Genomic DNA, 23,525 nt, shown 5'->3' with positions numbered 1-23,525 from the left:
TCGTCCAGCGCCGCACTCCGAAAGAAAATGCCCGTGCGTTTCTCAACACTGTTTCTTCTCCCTCTCGTTGCATGTGCGGTTATGCAGTCACAGCAGCCCGCCTCATCCCTGGTTCCGTTTGAGCAGGCTGCACGTACAGCGGCTTTGAAGTCTGCGCTGGCACAGCCTGGAGCGGCACCGTTTCATCTTCGCGCCGTGATCTCCGATCAAAAGAATCATGATCCGCAGTGGGATGCCGAGGTGGAAGAGTGGTGGTCTTCGCCGACGCGCTACAAGAGGGTCTTTCACTGTGCCCGCTTTTCGCAGACGCTTATCGTTGACGGCTCAAAGGTTCAGGAGACGGACTCCGGCGCGGTCTTTCCGGAACTGCTGCGCAATCTGACGGTGGAGCTGACCAATCCTATTCCGCGCCTGGACGAGCTGGCCGCGCTTCATCTGTCTGTGATGCCGCCTGACGGTACGCCGGGACAGATCGTCACGCGCTACAAGATTCCCACCACGGATGGTGCTGGGGCAATCGGAAGCATGGATGCCTCGGTCGCGATCGATCGCAAAACGGGCCTGATGGTTTATGGAGGCAATCTGGATTGGGACGTGGCGCTGCACGATTTCGCACCGTTTCATGGCCTTCAGGTGCCTCGGCGCCTCACGGCGCAGACGCAGGGAGGGCCGCGTCTCACGGCGCAGATGACGCTCCTTGAAGATCTCTCCTCCTCGGATGCTGGACTGATCCGTGTGACGAAGCCGACCCCGGCAGCAAGGCAGTTGCGTGTTGTTGTGGTTCCTGAGCCGGAGCTGCGCAAGCTTGCTTTCGACAATCCAGCCCCGGATTGGCCTGACATGGCGGAGAGCTCTCCTTCCGGCGCTATCACCATGCGCGTGGTTGTAGATCGCAGCGGCCAGGTGCAGTCAATCGACAACTTTTTCCCCAATAAGCCCGCTCTTCAGGCGGTCGCGGAAAAGCAGCTCCTGGGCTGGCGTTTCCGCCCGTATCTTGATCGCGGAGCGCCTGTTCAAGTGATCTCGACTTTGACATTCAGCTACCCAGTGCGGAACGCTTCGCATTAGCTTCCGCTGGAGGGAGAATTAAATAACGACCCGAAGATTTGGGATAAGCCGTGGTGTCAGCCGGCTAAATTTCGGCTAGACTCCCGGCATGCAAAAATGGCTTGCTCCTGTGGGACGTATTCTGTACGCGATCGGGCTGGGCTCGATCGGCTTGATGCACTTCTTCTACCTGAACTTTCCCTGGGTGGTCATTCCGGACTTTCCGGGCTGGCTGCCGTTCCGTCTGCTATGGATCTTTGTCATCGGCCTGGCCCTCATGGTTGCGGGAGTCTGCATTCTCTTCAACCTGAAGGGAAGGCAAGTCGCCGCGTGGACAGGAGTGGGCCTGCTCACGCTGGTGGTCGTAGCGCATGTTCCCAACCAGCTTAGGGGCCAGTACGCCGCGGTTCTTGGTGCATGGACGAACACCCTGAAGGAGATGTCTCTGGCAGGCGGCGCATGGATTGCGGCGCTCTCGTTGGCCGATGACGACAGCAGGTTACCGGCGTGGCTGGAACGATCTTTGCCCGCGGGCCGATACATGTTCGGTACGATGCTGGCGATCTTCGGATTTGATCATTTCCTGTATCCGCAGTTTGTGGCATCGCTGATCCCCTCGTGGATCGGCGCGCAGATGTTCTGGACCTACTTCGCGGGCTCCGCACTGATTGCGGGAGGACTGGGGATCATGGTGCGCCGCGTGGCGAAACCGGCTTCACTGCTGACAGGCGTAATGATCTTCCTCTGGGTCCCGATGCTGCACATCCCGCGAGCGATCGTCGATCCATATACGAATGTCGGGAACGAATGGGCGAGCGTCTGGGAGGCGCTGGCGTTCAGTGGGATGGCATGGATGCTGACGGTGATCGAACAGCAACAGTAGTTTCCCGAAAGCCCGCCACAAATTGTTGCGAGCCTGCGAGGACTACAATAAAAAACGTCAGGCTCAGAAAATTTGGAGGAAATTAGCAAGTGACTGTCGTCGATGAGATTGTGGAACTGACTACTTCGTATGGCCCCATGCGTACACACATTGTGCGCCCCGCTGCCCCCGGCCGCTATCCCGGCATCATCTTCTATTCGGAGATCTTTCAGATCACCGGCCCTATTCATCGCACGGCCGTGCAACTAGCCGGCCATGGCTACATCGTCGCAGCACCTGAGATTTATCACGAGTTCGAAGCTCCGGGGGTTGTTCTCTCGTACGATCAGGCCGGGGCCGATCGCGGCAACGAGTTGAAGACCACGAAGGAACTGGCCAGCTACGACGAAGATGCCCGTGTTGTTCTTGACTATCTCAAATCCCGGCCCGATTGCACCGGACAGCTTGGAGCGATGGGCATCTGCATCGGCGGACACCTCGCCTTCCGCGCTTCTTTTCAGCCTGATGTGCGTTCCACCGTTTGCTTCTACGCCACCGACATCCACAAGAGCGGTCTCGGCAAGGGCATGAAGGATGACTCGCTGGAGCGCGCCAAGGAGATCCAGGGTGAGCTGCTCATGGTTTGGGGGCGCCAGGACCCCCACATTCCTCTCGAAGGCCGCATCAAGGTCCTCAACCGCCTCAACGAGCTTGGCACGCGCCTTAACTGGCACGAGGTCAACGGAGCTCACGCCTTTCTTCGTGATGAAGGCCCACGCTACGATCCTGAACTTGCGCGCAGCTGCTTCGGCCTCGCGCTCGATCTCTTCCACCGCAAGCTGCATTTCGGCGATGAGACGGTAACTGCAGCAGCTTCTACCGAAACCCGCCACTAGAAGGTCATCAGAAGAAGACCCGACAATTCGTAACAGCCTTTCACAGAAAGTAGTCAAAGCAAAGGCCGCCATTGCTGGCGGCCTTTGCTTGTTTTTGCGCCGAAGGCGCGATTGCCTGGACAGCTAGTCTCCGGCGACGAGGTCCTTGTCCTCGGCCTTTGCCGGTGCAGGAGCGGCCTTGATCTCGCCAAGGGCGATGAAGCCGGGCTGCTCGACTTCCTTGAGGATCTCCTTGCGGTAGAGCTTGGCCATGCGGGCGTTCTCCGCATCCTGCTTCAGCTTGGCGTCGCGTGCGCGGATCTTCTCCTCGCGAGCATTCTTTGCGATACCGCTCTTCTCGAAGGTGTCGTTCGCAGCCGAGTTGACGTGCGCCTCGTTGAGGACGAGATCGTACTTCTCCTGGCGCTCGAGACCAACCTTCTTGCCGCCGGCGAAGATCTCGTGACGGCCGTGCTCCTCGTACCACTTGGTGAGGGTAGCGGTCATGTGCATCTTCTCGATGATGTTCCTCCAGCCCACGCCGGTGTTGTAGGCGCAGAAGCTGATCTCGCCTTCCTGCGTGGCGTAGGGGATGATGCACTGCTCGGTACGGCGGAAGTCGTAGTTGAACAGGTCCTGGAACCACATGCCGGCGATGAAGAGGAAGTTCCAGCGGTCGGCGCGGCGCTTCTCGATATCGGCCATGGTGCGGTCGCCGGTCACCTTGCCGTAGTCGCGGCCGGTGGCGCCGAAGCACTTATCGAACTTCTGCAGCAGGTCCATGATGCGGAAGTGCGTGGGAGCCTTGGTGGGGTCATAATTGCGCAGCAGCGCAAGCGAGACACCGACGATGGAGAGGAACTTGCCGCGGGCAGCGTCGTTGACCCGCGCGACGTCCTTCGCGAGCTGTACGGCGTCGAGGAACGCGGTGACAGGAACGGCTTCCTTGGTCTCCTTGTCAATCATCAGCGCCATGCCGATACCGCAGTTCGGATGGCAGCCGCAGGAGAGCTGGCCCCAGTCGTGATCCGGTCCGTGAACCAGGTCGGCCCAGTCGGAGAAGGTGCTCATGAAGGAGATCGGGAACCAGTCGCGGGTCGATTCGCCGAGGCCGGTCTGGTTGCGGATGTCGTGTGCGAGGTGCGACAGCGTATAACGCTGCGCCGTGCGGCGCTCGTCCGAGATCTCTTCGTCGCGGCCAGTGAAAGATACAGGCTGGAAGGAGAGGAAGTTGATCTTCTTGGGGTTGTCGAGGGCGAACTCGATGATGCGGCCAACCTGCTCGTTATTGATGCCGTTGACGATGGTCGTTACGGGAACGATATCGACGCCGGCCTCGTGCAGGTTGTGGATGGCCTGAAGCTTCACGTCGAAGGCGTTGCCGACCTTGCGGTGTGAGTTGGCTGCGTTGCCGATACCGTCGAACTGCAGGTAGGCGTAGCGCAGACCGGCCTCAGCAGCAGCCTTGGCAAATTCCTTGGACTTGGCGAACTCGATGCCGTTGGTCGCGGCCTGCACGGAGTTGTAACCAACTTTGCGGGCATAGGCGACAGCGTCGAGGAAGTAGGGCGAGAGCGTGGGCTCGCCACCGGAGAACTGGACCGACATCTGACGACGCGGCTTGATGGTGATCGCGTTGTCGAGCATGGTCTTGATCTCGTCCCACGTCAGTTCGTGGACGAATCCGACCTGGTTGGCGTCCATGAAGCAGGGGTCGCACATCATGTTGCAGCGGTTGGTCAGGTCGATGGTCAGAACCGAACCGCGTCCATGCGTCACGGTGGAGGTGCCATGGTTGTGGAGCTTCTCGTCATTGTGGGCGCGGATATCGCGGCCAGGGAAGACGTCTTCAAGATGCTTCATCATGGCCGGGTCGATGGACATAACGTCCTCGAAGTGACCGTGAATGGGGCAGTCCTTCACCATCAGGATCTGGCCGTCGCGCTCGATGATCTGGGCCTTGATCTCGCCGACCTTCTCGTTCAGCAGGATCTCGTGGGGCAGCTTGCCGTCGACGATCTGCTGGCGGATCTCAGGAATACACTTGGGGCACAGGGAGTCCGTGGTGCGGGGCCAGCCCAGCGGGGGCTTTTCTTTCTGATAGGACTTCAGGAGTGGCTTGTCGCTCCACTTAGGGGTGAAGCTCGGGTTGGGCGAGATCGAGTTCAACTTGTCGAAGACTGCCCACGCGGCTTTAGCGCCGTATGTCAGGGCCTTTTCGGCCAACTTTGTGGATTTTGCCATATGCGTTTCCTTTTCTCCTGATTCTGTCTCTAAAAAACTTGGGAAAGCCTGAACAGCAATTCCTCGAAAGCTAATCCGGCTGCGAATGCTGCGCCGGAGGCGGCATCCTGTTTCAACCCTCTGAGATCTTCCCAATTAAGTGAAATAGAAACAAGGGGTTGAACCTTGTTAAGAGTACTCAGCTGGGAGGGAGGACCGAAGTCTGAGCAAGCGAATGGCAAGATTCTGCATTGAACGGTAAAGATGCCCCCCTAAGCGGCAGAGCCCGAAAAGGTGCAAAATCTGATTCCCCGCCTTCAAAATTCTGAACTACATCATGCCGTTCCCGGATACCGCGATGTTGTTGAGGATCTGCTGGACAAAGATGATGCGTACATGGACGTGTTTCGCTACGTCGGGAAGAAACTCGTTGACCAGGTTATTGGCGGGATCGAGCGCATAGCCGGTAAGGATTCGCTCCGCCGTCGAGGGGCCGTCGCTCTGGATTCCCGGTATATAGAGATTGCCGATCTCAGCGACAAAAGGATACGCAGCAAAGACACCGTAGTTCGGCATGGGCCTTCCGGAGTCGCTGCGGGAGACGTAGCTGCGGGTAATGGCATAGAGAATGCGCTTACGGATCGGCTTATGCGGCATCCTATAGTACCGGGGATCCTGATGCGTGAGCGCAGGGACCGCAAAGGTGCCGAAGAACTCCGCCGTGGCGTTCTGCAGCAGGCTCACCCCGGCAAGACCGCCGAATCCCTTCCAGCCGGGGCCATACGCCGTATGGGAGTCGGCGGCAATATTAATAGCGGAGATTCCGATCGTTGTTCCCAGGCTGGCGGGATCGGTGGTGTAGTGCGCCGCCAGCAGCCCCTTCTGCTTCCAGTTGAGGGGAATCGCAATATTCGTGGTGAGGAATCTCTGATAGGGATAGACCAGTTCGCTGCAACGTGGGCGGTTCTCACCCACCTTTGCGGGATCGAAGTAGATTGCCCCAAGAGCCGCGATGAAGTTGCAGGAGTCCTTGTCTTTGCCCCTGGCACGCAGGGACTCCTTACCCGCGACGACAACGCTCTCCTGCCGGGCTGCGATGCTGCTGGGGGCATCGGGCAGATCGGTACTGGCGATGGAGGAGGACGCGGATTCGCTATCGGGAGATGCCGGGAGAGTCTCTGAGTCGAGCAGCGCCGGCGCAGAGAGGGCAGGGCCGATCTGGGCTACGGCTCCATAGCCAGAAAGAACCAATCCCAGTACCAGAACCCTGTGCATCTTCATCCGGTCTTCCCTGTCTGCGTTATGGAACCCGAAGCAGGAAAGAATTATTCATGCTTCTGAATATGGAGCGCCTGAATAACGTCTCCTCCGAACTCGGAGATGAGATACCCGAGCGCGGAGCCCGCAATTCCGCTCCCCCAGCTCTGCATCACCTGCGAAGGGTGAACATTCTCATCAGGATAGTAGGTCTGAGCCAGTGCAGCCGAGGCCCCGGTTCCCAGAACGCCGGCGTAGTTGAAGATAGATCTGCCGCTGTCTGTGCGCCCAATTACGGGCCGTGTCCCGGCATAGACGGCCCGATTGAAGAACCTGTGGCTGCGGCCGAGCTGGTAATACCGGGGATCCTGGTGGAAGAGCGATGCGAAGACGGCATCGCTGAAGATCTCTTTGGCCGAACCTGTGGCCGCCGCTGCGCCCAGGCGTTGCGCGAAGGCCTCGCTATTGACGCCGTAGTTCGGCGCGCTATCGATCAGATGAGACCATCCTGCAGATGCCGACCACGCAAACATGCTGAAGGGAGTAACCGATTCGCGCAGTCCCAGAGCCACCTTATCGCGAACATGCTGCTGCGGGGCCCTGTGTCCGGCAGGAATAAATTTGACGCGCGGAAGAAGAACTGGCCGATCGCCTGTCGTGGTGCTCTGCTGGTCGAATGCCGAAGCACCGGACAGTCGTGGGGTGTATGTCCCGGCATCTTCATTCGAACTGCTGATTCCCGATGCCGCGACGAAGGCTCCCGGAGAGTCAGGAAGTTCAGGTGCACTCACTGTTTCTGCTCCCATGGCCACGGCAACCATTGGGGCAGCGAAGAGAAAGAAGAGAGAAACCCGGAGCAGGTAGAACATGCGGGACATGGGCAAAATCAAAGACATACCTCGGAAGAACGTGCGGTCTCGCCTCTTTCGGCAAAAAGAAGCAGCGAATCCACATCTCGCTTGTTTTAACTACGTTCTATGTGGAAGGACGCCTGCTTGCGGTGGTTCGTTGTATGGCCTTTAAGTCTCCGAAAGAGCGTAGCGTATGACGTTACCACCTCGGCACTGCGAATGGAATAGAAGAACGAAGCAATTGACCCCCTGATTTCCTCATTCCGATAATGAATGTTGGAGAAGTGTAGGCATGACGAAAGGGAATGAGAAGCGTCCCTGGGACGAGCGTTTGCACGAGGCCGGGGCCCGTATGGAAGAGGATGTGCGCGAGCTCATCCGCTACTTCAACGATGATGTCGTTCCCGATCTGCGGAAGAACGGCTCGGAGGCATTGCGGGCTGCAGCAAGGGAGCTGAACCGGGTGGCCCAGCGCATGGACGAACGCGCCGGACGTACTCCGCCCGGCGGGAAGAAGGATGTGCCCGGATCGTGATCCGCTGCCGCCAGGTACTTGCAGGCTCGGTTGTGACGTTCGCGCTGGTACTGACGGGCTGTCATAAGAAGCGCGTGCGTGCTCACCATCCACCTCCGCCTCCTCCGGCATCTTCAGGCTCCGGAAGATCCTCAGGCCATGGTTCGACCTCGGGATCGACAGCGAGGACGGCTCCTGCTCCACTTCCTCCGGCGCCCCCGGATGTTCGCGGCAAGCCGAGCCTGGTGGAGACGGGAATTGCAAGCTGGTACGGCCCGCCCTATGCCGGGCGCAAGGGAGCCGATGGCAAGGTCTACGATCAGAACGCAATGACGGCGGCCCACCGCACGCTTCCGCTGGGGTCGATCGTGCGGGTCACGAACCTGAGCACGAATCAGTCTGCGGTGGTCAAGATTACCGATCGCGGCCCCTTCGTAAAAGGGCGCATCATCGACCTTTCTCTGGCGGCAGCAAAAGAGACGGGCCTCTACCGCATGGGAGTGGCCAGAGTGAAAGTAGAGGCTTGGACACCCGGTCCCAGCACCGCCGCGAATGCCATTCCCGGCGGTCGCTGGTGCGTGCAGGTAGGAGCGTTCCAGCGTGAGAAGGATGCCGTCAAGCTGAAGGAACAACTGATGCGCCGCTACAGGACCGCCAAGGTGATCGAGTTCCCCGGTCCGACAGGCCACTGGGTGCGCGTCAATCCGGCACATCCCAGCAAAGCGAGCGCCGATGAGGTGGCCGCCAGCATCCACGTCTCCGGGGGCGCCGAGCCCTACCTCGTGCGCACCGACTGAGACATAGGGTGTATATCTGCCTGTGTCTGAAACGCGAGGACGGCCGTCTCGGTAATGCCTTATATAGCAATGCGGAGAGCAGGACAGTCGATTCGGATAGACATCGCAGTCACTTCGGGAGGCAATTCTTACAGTTCCCCCAAGGAGGGTGTCATCCTGAGCGAAGTTTCTCGCGCTCCGCTCAGGATGACACTTCCGGGTAGTGCAGGCGTGCCAACAAATCAGATCAACGATGCAAAGCTCATGCCTGGATCCCGCCCTACCTCAGCACGCGTTTGCCGGTCCGGCTTTCCAGTTCCTTGCGGAACTGATCGGAGGCGCTGTGGTTCCAGGTGTGCGTGATGCTCACCCGGTTGTCGCCCAGCACGCGTGTCATGCGGCCGGCGCCGATAACCTGCGCACTCATCACCTCATCGTAGCGCATGGTCTTGGCCTTTCTCAGCCAGAAGCGCTGCACCAGGCCCGTGGGAGTAAAGACGATGGTGCCGGGCATCTGCGAGACCACCAGCAGCAGCAGCGCGAGAAACAGCAGCGGAAGCCATAGTGGTATCCCGTGATGGCTCTTCTCGAGTGGCCAGAGGATCAGGCCGAAGTAGATAGGAACGACCAGCGCCCTGCTCCATAGAACCAGGGGCTTGAGCGGGAACGCCAGGCCATCTTTCGTCTGGCGCGGCGAGCCCTTCGAGAGCCTGCCTGCATAAATAAGGGCAAACAGGACAGCAAGAGTGATCAGTTGCAGGTTTTTAGGATCGAACATCGCAGCCTTCCACGGTACAGATTTAAGACTACCTGCTCGGAGGCGGTGGATAGTAGGGCAGCTTCTGCTGCTCTTCCGTGGCGCGCTTCACGCCGATATCGCCAAACAGCAGACTTGGCACGATGATGGTCTGGGGCACGGCTCCGAGCGACTCGTTGACATACGGGTCATTGCCGGCGGCGCGAATCTCCGACCGCAGGCTCCTGTTATCCAGCTCATCGAAGGCAGCGCCCCGCACCAGCTGCCGGTTGCCGTCAGGATGCACCAGGTAGAGCAGGCGCGGAACCTCGCCCCCCATTGTCTCTACCGCGTAGACGTCGCGTTTCTGTTCTTTCGCCATGGCGATCAGTTGCTGGTTCAGTGCATCGCGCGAGACAGGGTGGTTCGACGTAAAGACCAGAACGCCACTGCGTGAGTGGGCCGGAGCACCCGGGGCGGCGCGGCCGTGTCCGTTGGAAGAGGGGAAATCCCTGATCGGCTCGCGGCCGATCAGGTAATTATCCAGCAGCCCGTTTGTGACGACATTGACCGACTGTGCAGGTACGCCCTCGTCATCGATCTTGTATGCGCCCAGCAGGGAGTGGCCCTGAAAGGTCGTCTGCAGGGGATTGTCCACGACGCTCATGAACTCCGGCAGTACGCGCGCCTTATAGCTGGAGGCGTAGGCTCCGACGGTCCTGGCGCTGGTTCCGAGGTCGGGCCGGTCTGCCTCGATGTTTCCCGTAAACAGCCGATTCATTACGTCCGAGGCGGCGTCTCCAGAGAAGAGCACCGGGCCGTGGTAGTCCTCGGCGTCGACCAGCGGCGCCTTGCTGAGATCATCGAGACTCTTGAGATCGTCGATCACCTGTTTGCGAAAGGCAGGCCAGCTCTCAAGCTGATCGGCGGTCACTGCAACTGAGCCATTATCGCGTGCCAGCCGCATGCCATCGGGAGCCTGCGTTCCCACACTGATGGCGTTGTTATAGCCGCTCAGACCGAAGCGCGCCACGGTGCCCTCCGTGTTGACGAGGTAACGGTTGAGCGTCATGGCGCGAACGTTCGCCGTCGAATACTGGATCTTGTCGGCGAAGGCATGGACCTCGGGGGCGCTGGCATAGAGCCCGCTGGCCTCGACGATGCGCCGGATCCATTCCTTGCGGTCGATCTCGATCTTGCGCAGCGGCTCGATGTGAGTGACGGCCTTCTCTCGGGAGAAGTCTCCTTCCATGCGCGGGTCCTGAAACTGCTGCAGCGCCGCCATCTTGGCTGAGTAGGCGCGGAGCGCATTCTTGTATGCCTCATCGGTCGCCGTCCACAACGCATAACGCAGGGCCTCGGGGTTATCTTCACCCGGGGCAAGCTGCACGACGCCATCGCCTTTGCCCGTGCTGGAGTCGAGCTTGTAGTCGCCTACGCGCACCGTAACCCGCACCACGCGCTGACGGCCCTCCTCTTCGCGGGTAAGTGCGCCGTAGTTGGCAACGGCTTCGAAGGAGGAGAAGTCATCCAGTCGGTATTCGATGAAGTAAGGCCGCTGCATTCCAGGCAGCACCAGTTGCTGCTTCTCGCGCTCAAGCTCCGCCTGCATCGCCTTCAGCATAGGGTCGTCAATATGAGTCTGTGTCTGCGCGACAGCGTAGTTTGGGGGCAATGCAGTCGCCAGAACAAGAGCTGCGACGGAGAGAAGGCTCGACCTTAGAGGCACTCTCATTTGTTCTCCTTTCCGGCATCGCCTGCAGGGGGAGGAGGCAGGATGGGTGGCCGCGCCGTCCCCTGAGCCTGCCGCTGCGTCTCAATCTCGCTGACCAGCATCGCCGGCGCCACCGCGCTGACCGGAATACTGCCGGACTCCGCTCCGCAGATTCCGTTGAAGACGTCCTGCTTATCATTGGTGGCGACGATGCGATTGAGCGCGGCCTGTGGGGTTCCTACGATCGAGACGCCACGAACAAGTTCGTCCGGACGACCATCCACGTAGACCCGGTAGACCACCAGCGGAATCACCTGGAAGGCCTGCGGCGAGCGACGCGTTGTCACGGCGAACCCGGAGGAGATGTCCTCGAAGTACAGCCCGTAGGGCTTGCCCTGCTTTTTAGCCTCGTCAATCAACATCTGGCGAAGCTCTTTGTCGCTCACAGTTTTGGTGGAACTGACGATCAGGTTTCCCTGGCGTCCCGTGGGCATGCGGCCGGTCTCGGCGCGTCCGTGGCCGTTCGAGTTCGAGAAACCATCAATCGGCAGCCGCGACATCAGGAAGGTATCCAGCACGCCATCTTTAATCAGATCGACCCTGCGGGCAGGCTGGCCCTCATCGTCATAGTCGTAGTGTCCGCTCAAGGACTCTCCATGAATCGACTTCAGTGTGGGATCGTCCGAGACGCTGATAAAGGGCGGGAGAATCTGTTTGCCGATCAGCTTGGTAAAGGTCTGGCCTTCGTTGTCGCCGCGCTGGCGCTGGCCTTCCAGCCGATGGCCGAGCACCTCGTGGAAGAAGACCGCCGATGCCCGTCCGCTCAGAATCGCCGGACCGTCGTAAGGTTCTGTCACAGGGGCCGTCCGCAACGCCACAAGATTCTTCGCCATCTCGCGGGTCTTCTCCATCACGGCCTTTTGATCGGGCAGGTGCGCCAGCGAGTCCGCCTCGAACGTCTCTGCGCGAAACAGGTCCATGCCGTCGGCTGCGCGGGTCCGGGCCACGATGACGAGCCGTGCTACCCGGTTGGGCGAGGCGATCCTGCTGCCCTCCGAAGAGACAAAGTATTGCGTCTCCGCGCCGGCCTGCACGATCACGTTGTTGAAGAAGATGTCCGGATACTCGCGGAAGAGACCGGAGATCTCGCGTAGCCGCCGTTCCCAGGCCGTCCTATCGACGACAACCAATGGAGCCGCGCCTGTCACCACCGTCGTCGGCTTCTCGGTCGAGAAATCGCCGGAGCTGTCCTCTTCCTTGGCGCGCACCTGTTGTTCGGTCTGCACCTTCAGGTAACTGTCGAGCGCTCTCCCGTATCCTCGATTCGTGGCAAACCACAGGCTTCGCGCAATCGCCTCGCGATCGTCGGTCAGGGGCAGTGGAATCGTGGTCAGCGCGCTGGTGCGGTGATCGGCATGGGTATTGTCCTGCTCCGGCGTCCCCACGCGAATCTGCACGTCGGCGGTGCGGCGGCGGCTCTGGCGGGTCAGCGTGATGGCGCCGAACTGGGCCGACATGTTAAAGCTGTCCGCATCGCTGACTGAAAAGCTGACGAAGTATGGCCGCGGCTGTGTGGCGGCATCCGTACTGCTTCCAAGCGAACTGATCGCGTGATGAAGCTCCTGATTCATCGTATCCAGAAGCACCGTGTCTGCCTGCCTGGATGGAGCGGCATCCGCGGCATGAAGCAGGGAAGGAGAGGAGAACAAACATATGGCAGCAAGGGGCAAACAGGCCGCGGACCAGGATCGCTTCATCGAAACGGACTCGTCTTTCTTTGGTGAGACTGAAGAGAGTGTATTGGAAAGCCTCGGCCCGGCGATATAGCTCCGTGACGCCTGGCGTTCCGGATGAATTGCAGCCTCCCGCCTGCGTCATGCAGACTGGTTCGGTTGAGGAGTCCTTTACCGTGCGTGCCTTCATTCTGTCCGTACTGCTTTTGCTGGCAGCGATGCCCGCCGCGTTCGCTGCCCAGTCCCCGGCTCCCTCCCCCATGGAGCAAAACCGGGCTGAGTCTTCTTCACCGCAGCAGGAGAAGCCTGCATACTCCCTGCCGCCCGACAAACTGGCCCGCGCCATCGCCTACTCGAGGATTCGGGTCATCCTCGACTTTGCCTCAAGCGCCTGGGGAATCCTCCAACTCATCCTGTTGCTGGCGCTCGGAGTCGTAGCCCGCATGCGGAACGCAGCCGTCCATCTGAACCAAAACCGCTGGGCTCAGGGATTCGCTTTTACCCTGCTGCTTCTTCTGGTTACAACCGTGCTGAATCTTCCGTTCGATCTCTATGGTCAGCATGCTGCACTCGTCTACGGCCAGTCCGTTCAGGGATGGGGAAGCTGGACCTGGGACATGACCAAGGGCTTTCTGCTGACCTTCGTCTTCGGGGGGCTGCTGGTGATGCTGCTGTTCCGGGTCATCCGCTGGTCGCCCACCCGCTGGTGGTTCTGGTTCTGGATTCCCGCGATGATCTTTGTGCTGATCGCCGTGTTTGTGGCGCCGGTTCTCATCGATCCGCTCTTCAACAAATTCGAGCCCCTGGCGAAGACCAACCCCGCTCTGGTCGACCGGCTGGAACAGGTCGTCGCCCGTGGAGGAATCCAGATTCCTCCGGATCGCATGTTCCTGATGAAGGCCAGCGAGAAGGTGACCACCCTCAACGCCTACGTCACCGGCTACGGCGCATCGAAGCGGGTGGTCGTGTGGGACAACTCGATCAGGAAGGCCACGCCGGACGAGATCAGCTTCATCTTCGGCCATGAGATGGGCCACTATGTGCTGAATCACATTCCGGCTACGCTGATCTTTCTCGGGGTTCTCCTGCTTGTGGAGTTCTATCTTGGTTACCGAGGCGTCCAGTGGCTGCTCGCCCGCTATGGCGTCCGCTGGAAGATTCCTTCCCAACAGGATTGGGGCGCGCTCGTCGCGCTGTTGCTGGTTATCTCGGTGCTGTCGTTCTTCAGCGAACCGATCGTGAACGGGTATAGCCGCATGCATGAACACGAAGCCGACGTCTACGGGCAGGAGGCGATTCACGGCATCGTCTCCGATCCCCAGAAGGTTGCCCGCCAGTCGTTTCAATTGCTGGGCGAGATGTCACTCACTGATCCCAATCCCAACCCCTTTGTTGAGTTCTGGACCTTCAGCCATCCTTCGGTCAGCAGCCGTGCCGCCTTTGCTGCAAATTACAACCCGTGGATAAAAGGGCAGCATCCCAAATACTTCGAAAAATAGCGATTGACTATATTATTTGTTGTCAAAAAAAAATCGTTGTAAAAACAAACCAGATTGGGGCCCAGGATGAATACAGATTGTCTGTTTTGCAAAATTCTCGCTGGCGAGATTCCCGCGAACCGTGTCTATGAAGACGAATACTCCATCGCATTTCCCGACATCAACCCCCAGGCTCCGACCCACTTTCTCATCGTTCCCAAGGAGCATCTTGCCTCGCAGGCAAAGGCCCTCGTCGAACATGAGCAACTGCTGGGACATTTGCTGGTCGTCGCAGCGAATCTTGCGCGATCGCGGAAGCTCGACAAGGGCTATCGTGTCGTGATCAATACGGGAGAGGATGGCGGGCAGACGGTTCATCATCTGCATGTGCATCTGCTGGGCGGGCGTCCGATGCACTGGCCTCCAGGCTAAACAGTCCTTCGAACGCCGTGGTGCAGGATGGCTCTTTGCCGCTGCCCGAGTGCGTCTTCAAGGCTGCGGCAAAGAGAGAACGAATAACGTCTACTGGTTGTAGTTGTTGTTGTCGTCTTCCTCGATAGCGCCGTAGCGGCGCAGCAGATTTGGAAGGTTCTGCGAGAAGGCAGCACGCGGCATCACCGTATCGCAGCCTGCCTCCACCGCCTTGGCCTTCAAGTCGCCTTGTACCTGCGACAGAAATCCGATAATCGAGGTTCCCCGCTTCAGCTTCGCCTTGAGCTTGGGAATCAGGGTCAGAGGCTTCGCGCTTGCATTGTTCAGATCGAAGACGATCAGGCCCGGCTTGTCCTCGTCCTTCTCTTTTGCGCTCGTAAGCTGCGCAATCGCGTCTTTATCGTTTTTGACGAAGGCTACTTTGACGCCAAGCTTGCGGGAGGTCTCCTGAATTTTGGCCAGGAAGAAGAGATCTTCGATGAAAAAGAAGATCTTCGTTGGAGCGCCCTCGGGGATGGGAATTGGCTTGCCCTGTGAGTAGTCGATCGGCTGCGAATCGCTCACGTATGCCCGGCCGTTACCATTGCCGTTTGAGCGGCGGAAGTTTCCGGTATCGATCGTTGAAGGCGGGCCGTCGGCAAAGTTGCCGTTGACCTCGCGATAGCTGTGGTCCATTGGACCTACAAAACCTCGCGGTGTCCTCTGCTTGCCTCCCTTGGAACGTTTGAAGGTGGTGTTCCCCGGCTGGTGGGTCTCGCGGAAGCCCCCTTCGGCGGTATTGCCAGGATTTTGCGAATTGCGCTGCCGATCGCGGTCGCGGAACTTTTTCTTCCAGCGCTTGGCGCCGCCGGGTCCCTGCTGCTGACCCCCATTCTGCGAAGGCTGACCTGCCGGCTGGGCAGAGGCCTGAACGGAGGGAATCTGTCCTTGCTGCTCGCCCGGAGCCGGGACCGATGTCGCGGCATCCATCTTATTCTTACGCTTGCGGCGCCGTCGGCGGCTGCTCTTGGACTGACCCATACCCGGGGCGACTGACCCACCCAGATATTGCGAATCCCCCTCCTGGATGGGGGCTACCGCGGAACCCTGGTGCGATTGCACCTCGGGTACATTCTGCTCTGAAGTCATGCTTCCACTTCCTGTTGCGACCTTGCGCAACTAACGATTCACTCCCACGACAACGGGGTCTGCCGACTTCGCAGAGATGCAAAGTGATGGACGGAACCCATATTGCAGCGTCGGAGGAAACGATCTCAATTTGAACTCAATAAATACGGACTCTTGTATCGCCGCTCCCGCCGGCCTGTCTTCGCCGGCTCACACGGACGGAACTCCCCTGAATCGGTCGTTCCATGCACCCTTTCATCCTAAGAAAAACGGTCGATCGGCCGCGCCGAAGGACTCACTCGACTGCCTCTTCTCTTATAGAACTGTTTCGTCGGTACACAGGAACCGGAACCCACGGCCAGTTTCACTCGAGGCACCCACAGGGTACGCGCAAACTCTTGTGTTTGGCAAGCATCCTGTGAGGATATACCGGAATTTTACAGGCTGACGGTGTTCGCCGTCCAATCAGGGTCCTCTGAAAACGGGGAAGCCGCCCCTCTGGGCGGCTTCGCTCCCGATGGCCAGTCGCTGGCCTCCTAAGTGATGGGCCCCGTGGAGGAGTCCGGATCCTTGTCCGCCTGGCATCGCCTCGTGGGGCGATGATCTTTGGTGCGAACCCGAATGTGCATGCCCCCTGACGCTTCTATTGAAGGCCTGTTGGAAGGCAGCACACTGAGGCTATGTGCAATCATCATGCCAAACAGATATAGGCTTTATCCTCCATATTTCACGCTTGCCCTCCCCAGGAGTTCCCAAAAAACGTGAGAATGGAGAGGTCAGTCTCCATATTTTTGGATTCTTTTGTCCGTCGGGTTTTGTTTGACCGGCTATCGGTGCAGTCCTATAATCGTCCTGTTCTGGCAGCCCTCTCGCTCCTGCCGGCGGTCAACCACGCCGGAATGGTCGAGGCACAGATGATTAGGCCGTGTGCCTGTCGTCGAGCGGATGCAGTGCCATGAGACCGGAAGGTGGCGGCTGACGCGCCCAAGGCCGAATGATTTCTTGAGGGATCCTGAAGGAGCACCACACACCGCATGAATCGTAATGTTGCTTTAGCCTCCGCCCTTGCTGCGGTCTTTACGGCTGTGGCCGTTCAGGCGCAGGTCAAGAGTGAAGCGGCGCCTGCTGCCGCTGCCGCGCCCGCCGCCGTCGCCCCCCAGGCTGTGCCTGCAAAGATTGCTGTCATCGAATATGAGCAGGTCGCTGCCGCCACCAATGAAGGACAGCGCAGCCTGCAGGAGCTTCAGACCAAGTATCAGCCAAAGAAGGCGCAGCTCGATGCGCTGGCCTCTGAGATCAACACGCTGCAGCAGCAGTTGCAGTCTGCCCCGGCCACCATGCCTGAGGACGAGCGCGCGTCCCGCGCACGAACCCTCGACCTGAAGCAGAAGCAGTACCAGCGTGATTCGGAAGATGCCGCCAACGCCTACAACGCAGACGTACAGGAAGCCATCGGCAAGGTCGCCCAGAAGCTCGGGCCTGTCGTGATGAAGTATGTGCAGCAGAATGGCTATACCATGCTGCTGGACAATAATGGAGCGCCGCAGCAGGGGGGAGGACTTACCCTGATGTGGGCTCCCGGAACCGATATCTCGAAGGAGATTGTGGACGCCTACAACGCAAGCTCGGGAATTTCCGCTCCGACGCCGTCCGCGCCCTCCGCGCCCCGCCCGCAGGGCTCGACTCCCGCAGCTCGGCCGCATACGTCCAAATAACCGGACTACACCCATTTGCAGATCGGCTATCGCAAAAGAGCCGGACTCCATCCGAAAGACCCTGAAGGAGCACCAAACATCGCATGAATCGCAACCTCGTTCTCGTCGCCGCCATCACCGTGGGACTGTCGACCTCCGCTGCAATGGCCCAGACCCCTGCTCCGGCCCAGGCTGCTCCCGCTCCCGCCACTCAGAATCATCCCAAGCCTGCTCCGCCGCAGGCCGTGCCCGCCAAGATCGCCCTGATCGCCTTTGAACAGGCTGTCTTTGCCACCAACGAAGGTCAGAGGGCCGTACAGGATGTGCAGAAGAGGTATGAGCCCAAGAAAGCCCAGATCGACAGCCTGGGCAAGGAAGTGGACTCGCTCAAGAAGCAGCTTCAGGCTGCCCCTGCGACGCTCAGCGATGCGGAGCGCGCTACCCGTCTGAAGAACATCGATACAAAAGAGAAGGAGCTGAACCGCGAGGCCGAGGATGCGAACAACGCCTACCAGGCCGATCTGCAGGACGCCTACGGCAAGGTCGCCCGCAAGGTCTCCGCAGCGGTACAGAACTACGTCTCTCAGAACGGCTACACCCTGCTGCTGGATGTAAGCAACCAGCAGAACAGCAATGTTATGTGGGCCAGCCAGAATCCCAATATCGACATCACCCAGGCTGTGGTCGATGCCTACAATACATCCTCCGGCGTCGCTGCTCCCGTTCCGTCGGCGCCTTCCGCCGGAACCCCGGCACCCCATCCCCATACGGCGGCTCCTGCAGCGACCAGGCCGGCCACAAAGTAACCAGCACGTCTCAATCTGACAAAGAATCCTGAAGAAAGAGGGAGGCCACATAGCCTCCCTTCTTTTTGTTTTTGCAATAATTTGTATCTTTTCCGCAGACGGCTATTTCTGTGGAAAAAATGTGGATCGCCGCAATAAGCAATCTGGCTGCCACGAAGACGAGTCCGCAGCCGGGATTTTTACTGAAACCATTATGTACAAGTAAGTGATGGTGAGCCAGCAGCTTAGCTCACCATCAGTCATTCTGTTCCGCAACTTCCTTCTGGACGATCTGGAAAAGATGTGTTTAGCAGCTTTCCACAGATGAAGGTTACGGAAATGTTACTAAGGCTCGGGAGCGAAGCGCTGAAAGTCCAGTATCCATGCAGGTATTTGCATAGTCGACTTTATTCTTCGCCCACCTTCAGGACTGCGAGGAACGCCTCCTGCGGGATGTCGACCTTGCCTATCCGCTTCATCCGCTTCTTGCCTTCCTTCTGCTTTTCAAGCAGCTTTCGTTTCCGGCTGATGTCACCGCCGTAACACTTGGCGATGACATTTTTGCGGATGGCGGAGACGGTCGAGCGCGCGATGATCTTCGATCCGATAGCGGCCTGGATGGCGACCTCGAACATCTGCCGTGGAATCAGCTCGCGCATCTTTTCGACCAGCGCCTTGCCACGGTCATAGGCAAAGTCGCGGTGAACGATGATGGAGAGGGCGTCGACCGGTTCGCCGGAGACCAGAATGTCCATCTTCACCATAGGGGAGATCCAGCTTCCCGCAAGGTGGTAATCGAGCGAGGCGTAACCGCGGGAGACAGACTTCAGCTTGTCGTAGAAGTCGAGCACGATCTCGTTGAGGGGAAGTTCGTAGGTGATCATGACCCGGGTCTCGGAGACGTACTCGATGTTCTTCTGCTGCCCGCGCTTGTTTTCGACCAGCTTGAGGATATTGCCGAGATACTCCTCGTTGGTCAGGATCTTCGCCTCGATGACGGGTTCTTCCACCTGCTCGATCTCGGAGGGATCGGGCCAGCGCGACGGGTTATCGACCATGATGATCTTGCCGTCGGTGAGCGTGATCTTGTATTGGACGCCCGGCGCGGTGGTGATCAGGTCGAGGTCGTACTCACGCTCCAGCCGCTCCTGGATGATCTCAAGGTGCAGCAGTCCCAGAAAGCCGCAGCGGAAGCCGAAGCCGAGCGCCACCGAAGATTCCGGCTCGAAATTAAAAGAGCTGTCGTTCAAACGTAGTTTCTCGAGTGCGTCACGAAGAAGGCCATGTTCGTGCGAATCAACGGTGTAGAGTCCGGCGAAGACCATGCTCTTGATGTCTTCAAATCCGGGCAGAGGCTCTGCGCAGGGGTGCTCTGCATCGGTGATGGTGTCGCCTACCTTGGTGTCGGCGACGTTTTTGATGGTGGCTACAAAGAAGCCCACCTCGCCGGCGCTCAGCTCGTCAAGCTCAACCGGCTTCGGCGTCATGACGCCCATGCTTTCGATATCGAAGACCTTGCCGTTCGACATCATCCTGATTCGTTGGCCCTTGCGCAGGCGGCCGTTGATAACGCGCGCCAGCACGATTACCCCACGGTAAGGATCGAACCAGGAATCGAAGATGAGGGCCTGCAGCGGGGCTTCCGCGTCACCCTTCGGCGGAGGAAGCAGGTGCACAACCGCTTCGAGAATCTCGTCGACGTTCTGGCCCGTCTTGGCGGAGACCGGAATGGCGTCATCGGCAGGAAGGCCGACGGACTTTTCGATCATCTCTTTGGTGCGGGGAATGTCCGCACTCGGCAGATCGATCTTGTTGATGACCGGGATAATCTCGAGACCGTTCGAGATCGCAAGATAGGCATTGGCAAGCGTCTGCGCCTCCACGCCCTGCGAGGCATCGACGACGAGCAGCGCGCCTTCGCACGAGGCAAGCGATCGCGAGACCTCATAGCTGAAGTCCACGTGGCCGGGAGTGTCGATCAGGTTGAGCTGGTAGGTCTCGCCGTCCTTCGACGTGTACATCATGCGGACGGTGTGGGCCTTGATGGTAATGCCGCGCTCGCGCTCCAGGTCCATGGCGTCCAGCACCTGTGCCTGCATCTCACGCGAGGTCAGGGAGCCTGTCAGCTCCAGCAAACGGTCTGACAGCGTGGATTTACCGTGATCGATGTGCGCGATGATCGCGAAGTTTCGGATGTGACTGGGATCCATACAGAGTTACGCAACGCCTCAATCTATCGATGATAGCAGCGCGAACGAACCCGCGAAGGCTCATCGCGGAGCGCAGAGACGAAACCCTGCTCCAGTTTTTGCGCCTGCGACGTCATACAATGAGCAGGAACAATGCATTGGTCTCAGGCTGACAATCTACTGCGGCGGGCTGCGCTGCTGCTTGCGTGCACTCCCCTGATCCTGCTCGCCGGCTGTCCCCAGGACAAGGCAGGCCAGGCCGCAGCTCCCGGAAAGATCGCTCCGCAGCAGACGGCTCCCACGACAACGTCCGCCGCAGCCGGCGCCGCTCGATCGCCGCAGGCGCCTGCGCGCGCAGGGGCGCAGCCCGTTGAAGATCCCGCCAGAGCCCATAAAATTCAGCAACTGATCGCCAGTGCGGAGCAGAGCTATCGCAATGGCGTCAATGACTACCGTGCCGGACGCCTTGAGGCGGCGCGTGCCGACTTCGATGCCGCCGTCGATCAAATGCTGACCAGCGGGCTCGATCTCAAGAGCGATCCGCAGCTCAGCGACGAATTTGAGCACCTTCTCGATGCAGTCAACTCGCTGGAGATCGCGGCGCTCAAGCAGGGCAATGGACTTTCGCAGCCGATTGAAGAGGCTCCGCTCGATGCTGCGAATGAGGTGACCTTCCCCCCCAATGCCGCGCTGACCGCACAGCTGAATGCCGAACTGAAGACCACGCAGTCGGACTTTCCGCTTGTGGTCAATGATTACGTCGCCGGCTTCATCAGCTACTACTCGAACTCTGCTGGAGGTCATGCACACCTGCTGCGCTCGCTTGAAAGAGCGGGGAAGTATAAGGACATGGTTTCGAAGGCGCTTCAGGAAGAGGGCGTGCCGCAGGACCTCATCTATCTTGCTGTGGCCGAGTCGGGCTTTCAGCCGCAGGCTCTGAACGCCCACACGGGCGCAGGCGGCATGTGGCAGTTTATGCCGTTCGCCGGCTCCTACGGCCTGGTGAGAAACGGGTGGGTGGACGAGCGATTCGATCCGGAGAAGTCGTCACACGCCTATGCGCGTTACATGAAGACGCTCTACAACCAGTTCGGCGACTGGTACCTCGCGATGGCCGCCTACAACTGGGGGCCGGGCAATGTGCAGCGCGCCGTGATGCGAACCGGCTATGCCGACTTCTGGGAGCTGTATCGCCGCGGAAATCTTCCGGCTGAGACGAAGAACTACGTGCCGGGTATTATCGCCGCCATCATCATGGCCAAGAACCCGGCGCGCTATGGGCTGGATAAGATGGTTCCCGATCCTCCCGTCATCTCCGACACCGTCACGGTCGATTACTCCATCGATCTTCCGCTGGTGGCTGATCTTACCGGGGCGACCCTGCAGGAGATCGTCGCGCTGAATCCCAGTCTGCTGCGCATGAGTACACCGCAGGACATTCCCTTCGACCTTCATATTCCTACAGGCACACTCGATGCCTTCCAGACGAGGGTGAAAGAGATTCCGACCGATAAGCGTGACACCTGGCGCTTCCACATCGTCAAGGCAGGTGAGTCGCTTGAGTCCATTGCATCGATGTTGCATGCGCGTATAGCCGACATCACGGAAGCTAACGACATCGCAAAGGGCGATCCGCCCGAGGTCGGCGATGAACTCATTGTGCCTGTCACCGCCGTCAGACCGGCCAGCACGCAACACTACAAGGTAAGGCGCGGCGACACGCTGATTACGGTGGCCGATCGTTTTGGTGTCAGCGTGGAAGACCTGCGCCGCTGGAATCGTCTCTCTTCCAATACGGTCAGGGTGGGACACACGCTCGCCGTCTCTGAGCCTGTTCGGCTTGCGCCGCATAGCAGAACGCGCAGAGCCGCGACGCACTCTCGACGTTCGCGCAGTTCGTCGAAGAGCACCGCAACATCGCATGCAACCAGCCATCGCAGCACCACGAAGGCAGCGAGCAAAAAGGCCAAACCATCTTCCAAATCGAAATCGAAAGCTGCCCGATAAGCTTCCCTGCGAAAAAGAGTGCTTGCCATTGCTGGCGTCGAGAGGCATCCTGTTGCTAGAATCTCGTGCCAGGATCGAAGCCGATGTTTCTCATGCTTCGAAACTGCATCACAAGAGATTTGAGAGAACGAAACAGGAAGTCAATGCAGCCAGAGGATAAGCGACCATGATGTTCGAAGACGAGACGATCAGGTATTACGCGGCGGCCGCGGACGATAACGAGTATGAAGATGACGATGATCTCGGTCGTCGATTCCTGGAAGATGAAGAAGAGGAAGTGGTGCTGATCTCGTCAGACGACGATGATGCGGACGATCTCGACGACGAAGAAGAGACCGAGATCGAAGATCGTGCGGAAGACGCGGTCCTCTTCGCTGCTCCGCCCACTCTTATCGATCCCTACACACCTGCGACGCGACAGTCCGAGGTTCCTGAAACGTTGGAGGAGATAACGGGTGCTCCCCCGAAGAGATCTTCTGCCAGAAAGGCTGCGAAGGCAGTCAGGAAAGCCCCTGCGAAAAAGGCAGTGGAGAAGTCTACCGCAAAGAAAGCTGTCAAGAAGACTGCTGCCAAAAAGACTACGAAGAAAGCGCCTGTGAAGAAGGCCGCGAAAAAGTCTGCAGCAAAGAAGAGTTCATCCAGGAAGGTGGCGGCGAAAAAATCAGCCCGTAAGAGCGCCAGGCCAGCTCCTTCTCAAAGATCTGCCGCGAAGAAAGCCGGGACCCAGCGCGGCGGTAAGGTTGCCTCGAAAAAGGCAGCCGGCAGGAGGGTCGCGGCAAACAGTAAAAAATCCATCAAGAGAGGTACTAACAACTTGGCAACGAAGAAAGCAGCAAAAAAAGCAACGAAGAAGGCTGTAAAGAAGGCTCCTGCTAAGAAGGCAGCCAAGAAGGCTCCTGCTAAGAAGGCAGTCAAGAAGGCTGTAAAGAAGGCTCCGGCGAAGAAGGCAGCTAAGAAGACTGCTGCAAAGAAGACGGCAGCCAAGAAGTAAGACGATTTAATTAAGGCAAGCAAAAAGGCCCGGTCTGCTCTCCGTGAGCGCCCGGGCCTTTTTGCGTCTGCTTGAGATCTTCCTGCCGCGCCGTAGCCCATTGTGGATGGCTATTGTCATCGCTAAAAATCGTCATCCTGAGCAATGCAAACGGATCCCTGTATTTTGCCGGGTGGCGACAACGCTGCCTCAGGCAAAATACAGGGATCCGTTTGCTGCATTCAGGACGGTGGATCGGAAGGTAACATCCGTAT

The 23,525-nt window shown here is 59.0% G+C and carries 19 protein-coding genes; 11 read left to right on the top strand and 8 right to left on the bottom strand.

The window, feature by feature from the left end:
* Window positions 1–81: 81 nt before the first annotated feature.
* The 3 genes from GWR55_RS11860 (at window position 82) to GWR55_RS11850 (ending at window position 2,805) form a co-directional block, all read left to right on the top strand.
* Window positions 82–1,068: a hypothetical protein gene (locus tag GWR55_RS11860; protein WP_162402448.1), complete on the top strand. Its 987-nt coding sequence runs from the start codon at window positions 82–84 to the stop codon at window positions 1,066–1,068.
* Window positions 1,069–1,156: 88 nt separating this feature from the next.
* A complete protein-coding gene (locus GWR55_RS11855; protein WP_162402447.1) occupies window positions 1,157–1,930 on the top strand; it encodes a hypothetical protein in 774 nt (257 codons plus the stop codon).
* Between the two features lie 89 nt (window positions 1,931–2,019).
* Window positions 2,020–2,805 (top strand): dienelactone hydrolase family protein, encoded by a 786-nt coding sequence (locus tag GWR55_RS11850; RefSeq protein ID WP_238398374.1) that lies wholly within the window; start codon window positions 2,020–2,022, stop codon window positions 2,803–2,805.
* 123 nt (window positions 2,806–2,928) lie between these two features.
* Here GWR55_RS11850 and GWR55_RS11845 read toward each other — a convergent pair whose 3' ends face one another.
* The 3 genes from GWR55_RS11845 to GWR55_RS11835 all read right to left on the bottom strand — a co-directional run bounded on the left by GWR55_RS11845 (window position 2,929) and on the right by GWR55_RS11835 (window position 7,142).
* Complete coding sequence (locus GWR55_RS11845) at window positions 2,929–5,028, bottom strand: radical SAM protein (protein ID WP_162402446.1); 2,100 nt, start codon at window positions 5,026–5,028, stop codon at window positions 2,929–2,931.
* Between the two features lie 309 nt (window positions 5,029–5,337).
* The gene (locus GWR55_RS11840) at window positions 5,338–6,288 is read right to left on the bottom strand and encodes a hypothetical protein (RefSeq protein WP_162402445.1); all 951 of its coding nucleotides are present in this window, start codon (window positions 6,286–6,288) and stop codon (window positions 5,338–5,340) included.
* 44 nt (window positions 6,289–6,332) lie between these two features.
* Window positions 6,333–7,142 (bottom strand): hypothetical protein, encoded by an 810-nt coding sequence (locus tag GWR55_RS11835; protein ID WP_162402444.1) that lies wholly within the window; start codon window positions 7,140–7,142, stop codon window positions 6,333–6,335.
* A gap of 265 nt (window positions 7,143–7,407) precedes the next feature.
* Between GWR55_RS11835 and GWR55_RS11830 the strand changes: the two genes are divergently transcribed.
* A complete protein-coding gene (locus GWR55_RS11830; RefSeq protein ID WP_162402443.1) occupies window positions 7,408–7,650 on the top strand; it encodes a hypothetical protein in 243 nt (80 codons plus the stop codon).
* Window positions 7,647–8,426 (top strand): septal ring lytic transglycosylase RlpA family protein, encoded by a 780-nt coding sequence (locus GWR55_RS11825; protein ID WP_238398373.1) that lies wholly within the window; start codon window positions 7,647–7,649, stop codon window positions 8,424–8,426. The genes GWR55_RS11830 and GWR55_RS11825 overlap by 4 nt, the downstream gene beginning before the upstream one ends.
* Before the next feature lie 259 nt (window positions 8,427–8,685).
* On the opposite strand, the gene GWR55_RS11820 is transcribed toward GWR55_RS11825, so the two are convergent.
* Genes GWR55_RS11820 through GWR55_RS11810 form a run of 3 tightly spaced genes read right to left on the bottom strand, consistent with a single transcriptional unit; the run spans window position 8,686 to window position 12,486 of the window.
* Window positions 8,686–9,183 (bottom strand): hypothetical protein, encoded by a 498-nt coding sequence (locus GWR55_RS11820; RefSeq protein WP_162402442.1) that lies wholly within the window; start codon window positions 9,181–9,183, stop codon window positions 8,686–8,688.
* Window positions 9,184–9,211: 28 nt separating this feature from the next.
* Window positions 9,212–10,876 (bottom strand): metallopeptidase TldD-related protein, encoded by a 1,665-nt coding sequence (locus tag GWR55_RS11815; protein WP_162402441.1) that lies wholly within the window; start codon window positions 10,874–10,876, stop codon window positions 9,212–9,214.
* A complete protein-coding gene (locus tag GWR55_RS11810; protein WP_238398372.1) occupies window positions 10,873–12,486 on the bottom strand; it encodes a TldD/PmbA family protein in 1,614 nt (537 codons plus the stop codon). The genes GWR55_RS11815 and GWR55_RS11810 overlap by 4 nt, the downstream gene beginning before the upstream one ends.
* 164 nt (window positions 12,487–12,650) lie before the next feature.
* Between GWR55_RS11810 and GWR55_RS11805 the strand changes: the two genes are divergently transcribed.
* Window positions 12,651–14,087 carry a M48 family metallopeptidase gene (locus GWR55_RS11805; protein WP_238398371.1) on the top strand — a complete coding sequence of 479 codons (1,437 nt, stop codon included), beginning with the start codon at window positions 12,651–12,653 and terminating at the stop codon, window positions 14,085–14,087.
* Between the two features lie 66 nt (window positions 14,088–14,153).
* Window positions 14,154–14,498 (top strand): histidine triad nucleotide-binding protein, encoded by a 345-nt coding sequence (locus GWR55_RS11800; RefSeq protein WP_162402439.1) that lies wholly within the window; start codon window positions 14,154–14,156, stop codon window positions 14,496–14,498.
* A 90-nt stretch (window positions 14,499–14,588) separates the two neighbouring features.
* Here the strand turns inward: GWR55_RS11800 and GWR55_RS11795 are convergent, their stop codons facing one another.
* Complete coding sequence (locus tag GWR55_RS11795) at window positions 14,589–15,626, bottom strand: response regulator (RefSeq protein ID WP_162402438.1); 1,038 nt, start codon at window positions 15,624–15,626, stop codon at window positions 14,589–14,591.
* A 1,013-nt stretch (window positions 15,627–16,639) separates the two neighbouring features.
* Here GWR55_RS11795 and GWR55_RS11790 point away from each other — a divergent pair.
* Complete coding sequence (locus GWR55_RS11790) at window positions 16,640–17,320, top strand: OmpH family outer membrane protein (RefSeq protein ID WP_162402437.1); 681 nt, start codon at window positions 16,640–16,642, stop codon at window positions 17,318–17,320.
* Between the two features lie 83 nt (window positions 17,321–17,403).
* Entirely contained in the window at window positions 17,404–18,105 is a 702-nt protein-coding gene (locus tag GWR55_RS11785) for an OmpH family outer membrane protein (protein WP_162402436.1), read from the top strand.
* A 386-nt stretch (window positions 18,106–18,491) separates the two neighbouring features.
* Here the strand turns inward: GWR55_RS11785 and lepA are convergent, their stop codons facing one another.
* Window positions 18,492–20,294 (bottom strand): translation elongation factor 4, encoded by a 1,803-nt coding sequence (gene lepA / locus GWR55_RS11780; protein ID WP_162402435.1) that lies wholly within the window; start codon window positions 20,292–20,294, stop codon window positions 18,492–18,494.
* Window positions 20,295–20,426: 132 nt separating this feature from the next.
* Here lepA and GWR55_RS11775 point away from each other — a divergent pair, with 132 nt between their 5' ends.
* On the top strand, window positions 20,427–22,280 hold the full coding sequence (locus GWR55_RS11775; protein WP_202925499.1) for a lytic transglycosylase domain-containing protein: 1,854 nt from the start codon (window positions 20,427–20,429) through the stop codon (window positions 22,278–22,280).
* Between the two features lie 166 nt (window positions 22,281–22,446).
* Entirely contained in the window at window positions 22,447–23,271 is an 825-nt protein-coding gene (locus GWR55_RS11770; protein ID WP_202925498.1) for a hypothetical protein, read from the top strand.
* The last annotated feature ends 254 nt before the right edge of the window (window positions 23,272–23,525 follow it).

The organism is Edaphobacter sp. 12200R-103 (assembly GCF_010093025.1).
Classification (GTDB): domain Bacteria; phylum Acidobacteriota; class Terriglobia; order Terriglobales; family Acidobacteriaceae; genus Edaphobacter.
Note: the sequence above shows the minus strand (reverse complement) of the source record. Positions and strands in the feature narration are given on the sequence as shown.

Bases quoted from the DNA above. Each gene is read 5' to 3' on its own strand.
- GWR55_RS11810 (WP_238398372.1), bottom strand. From the start codon at position 12,486: ATGAATCAGGAGCTTCATCACGCGATCAGTTCGCTTGGAAGCAGTACG.
- GWR55_RS11835 (WP_162402444.1), bottom strand. From the start codon at position 7,142: ATGTCCCGCATGTTCTACCTGCTCCGGGTTTCTCTCTTCTTTCTCTTC.
- GWR55_RS11855 (WP_162402447.1), top strand. From the start codon at position 1,157: ATGCAAAAATGGCTTGCTCCTGTGGGACGTATTCTGTACGCGATCGGG.
- GWR55_RS11830 (WP_162402443.1), top strand. From the start codon at position 7,408: ATGACGAAAGGGAATGAGAAGCGTCCCTGGGACGAGCGTTTGCACGAG.
- GWR55_RS11790 (WP_162402437.1), top strand. From the start codon at position 16,640: ATGAATCGTAATGTTGCTTTAGCCTCCGCCCTTGCTGCGGTCTTTACG.
- GWR55_RS11845 (WP_162402446.1), bottom strand. From the start codon at position 5,028: ATGGCAAAATCCACAAAGTTGGCCGAAAAGGCCCTGACATACGGCGCT.
- GWR55_RS11800 (WP_162402439.1), top strand. From the start codon at position 14,154: ATGAATACAGATTGTCTGTTTTGCAAAATTCTCGCTGGCGAGATTCCC.
- GWR55_RS11820 (WP_162402442.1), bottom strand. From the start codon at position 9,183: ATGTTCGATCCTAAAAACCTGCAACTGATCACTCTTGCTGTCCTGTTT.
- GWR55_RS11785 (WP_162402436.1), top strand. From the start codon at position 17,404: ATGAATCGCAACCTCGTTCTCGTCGCCGCCATCACCGTGGGACTGTCG.
- GWR55_RS11775 (WP_202925499.1), top strand. From the start codon at position 20,427: ATGCATTGGTCTCAGGCTGACAATCTACTGCGGCGGGCTGCGCTGCTG.
- lepA (WP_162402435.1), bottom strand. From the start codon at position 20,294: ATGGATCCCAGTCACATCCGAAACTTCGCGATCATCGCGCACATCGAT.
- GWR55_RS11770 (WP_202925498.1), top strand. From the start codon at position 22,447: ATGATGTTCGAAGACGAGACGATCAGGTATTACGCGGCGGCCGCGGAC.
- GWR55_RS11860 (WP_162402448.1), top strand. From the start codon at position 82: ATGCAGTCACAGCAGCCCGCCTCATCCCTGGTTCCGTTTGAGCAGGCT.
- GWR55_RS11795 (WP_162402438.1), bottom strand. From the start codon at position 15,626: ATGACTTCAGAGCAGAATGTACCCGAGGTGCAATCGCACCAGGGTTCC.
- GWR55_RS11815 (WP_162402441.1), bottom strand. From the start codon at position 10,876: ATGAGAGTGCCTCTAAGGTCGAGCCTTCTCTCCGTCGCAGCTCTTGTT.
- GWR55_RS11840 (WP_162402445.1), bottom strand. From the start codon at position 6,288: ATGAAGATGCACAGGGTTCTGGTACTGGGATTGGTTCTTTCTGGCTAT.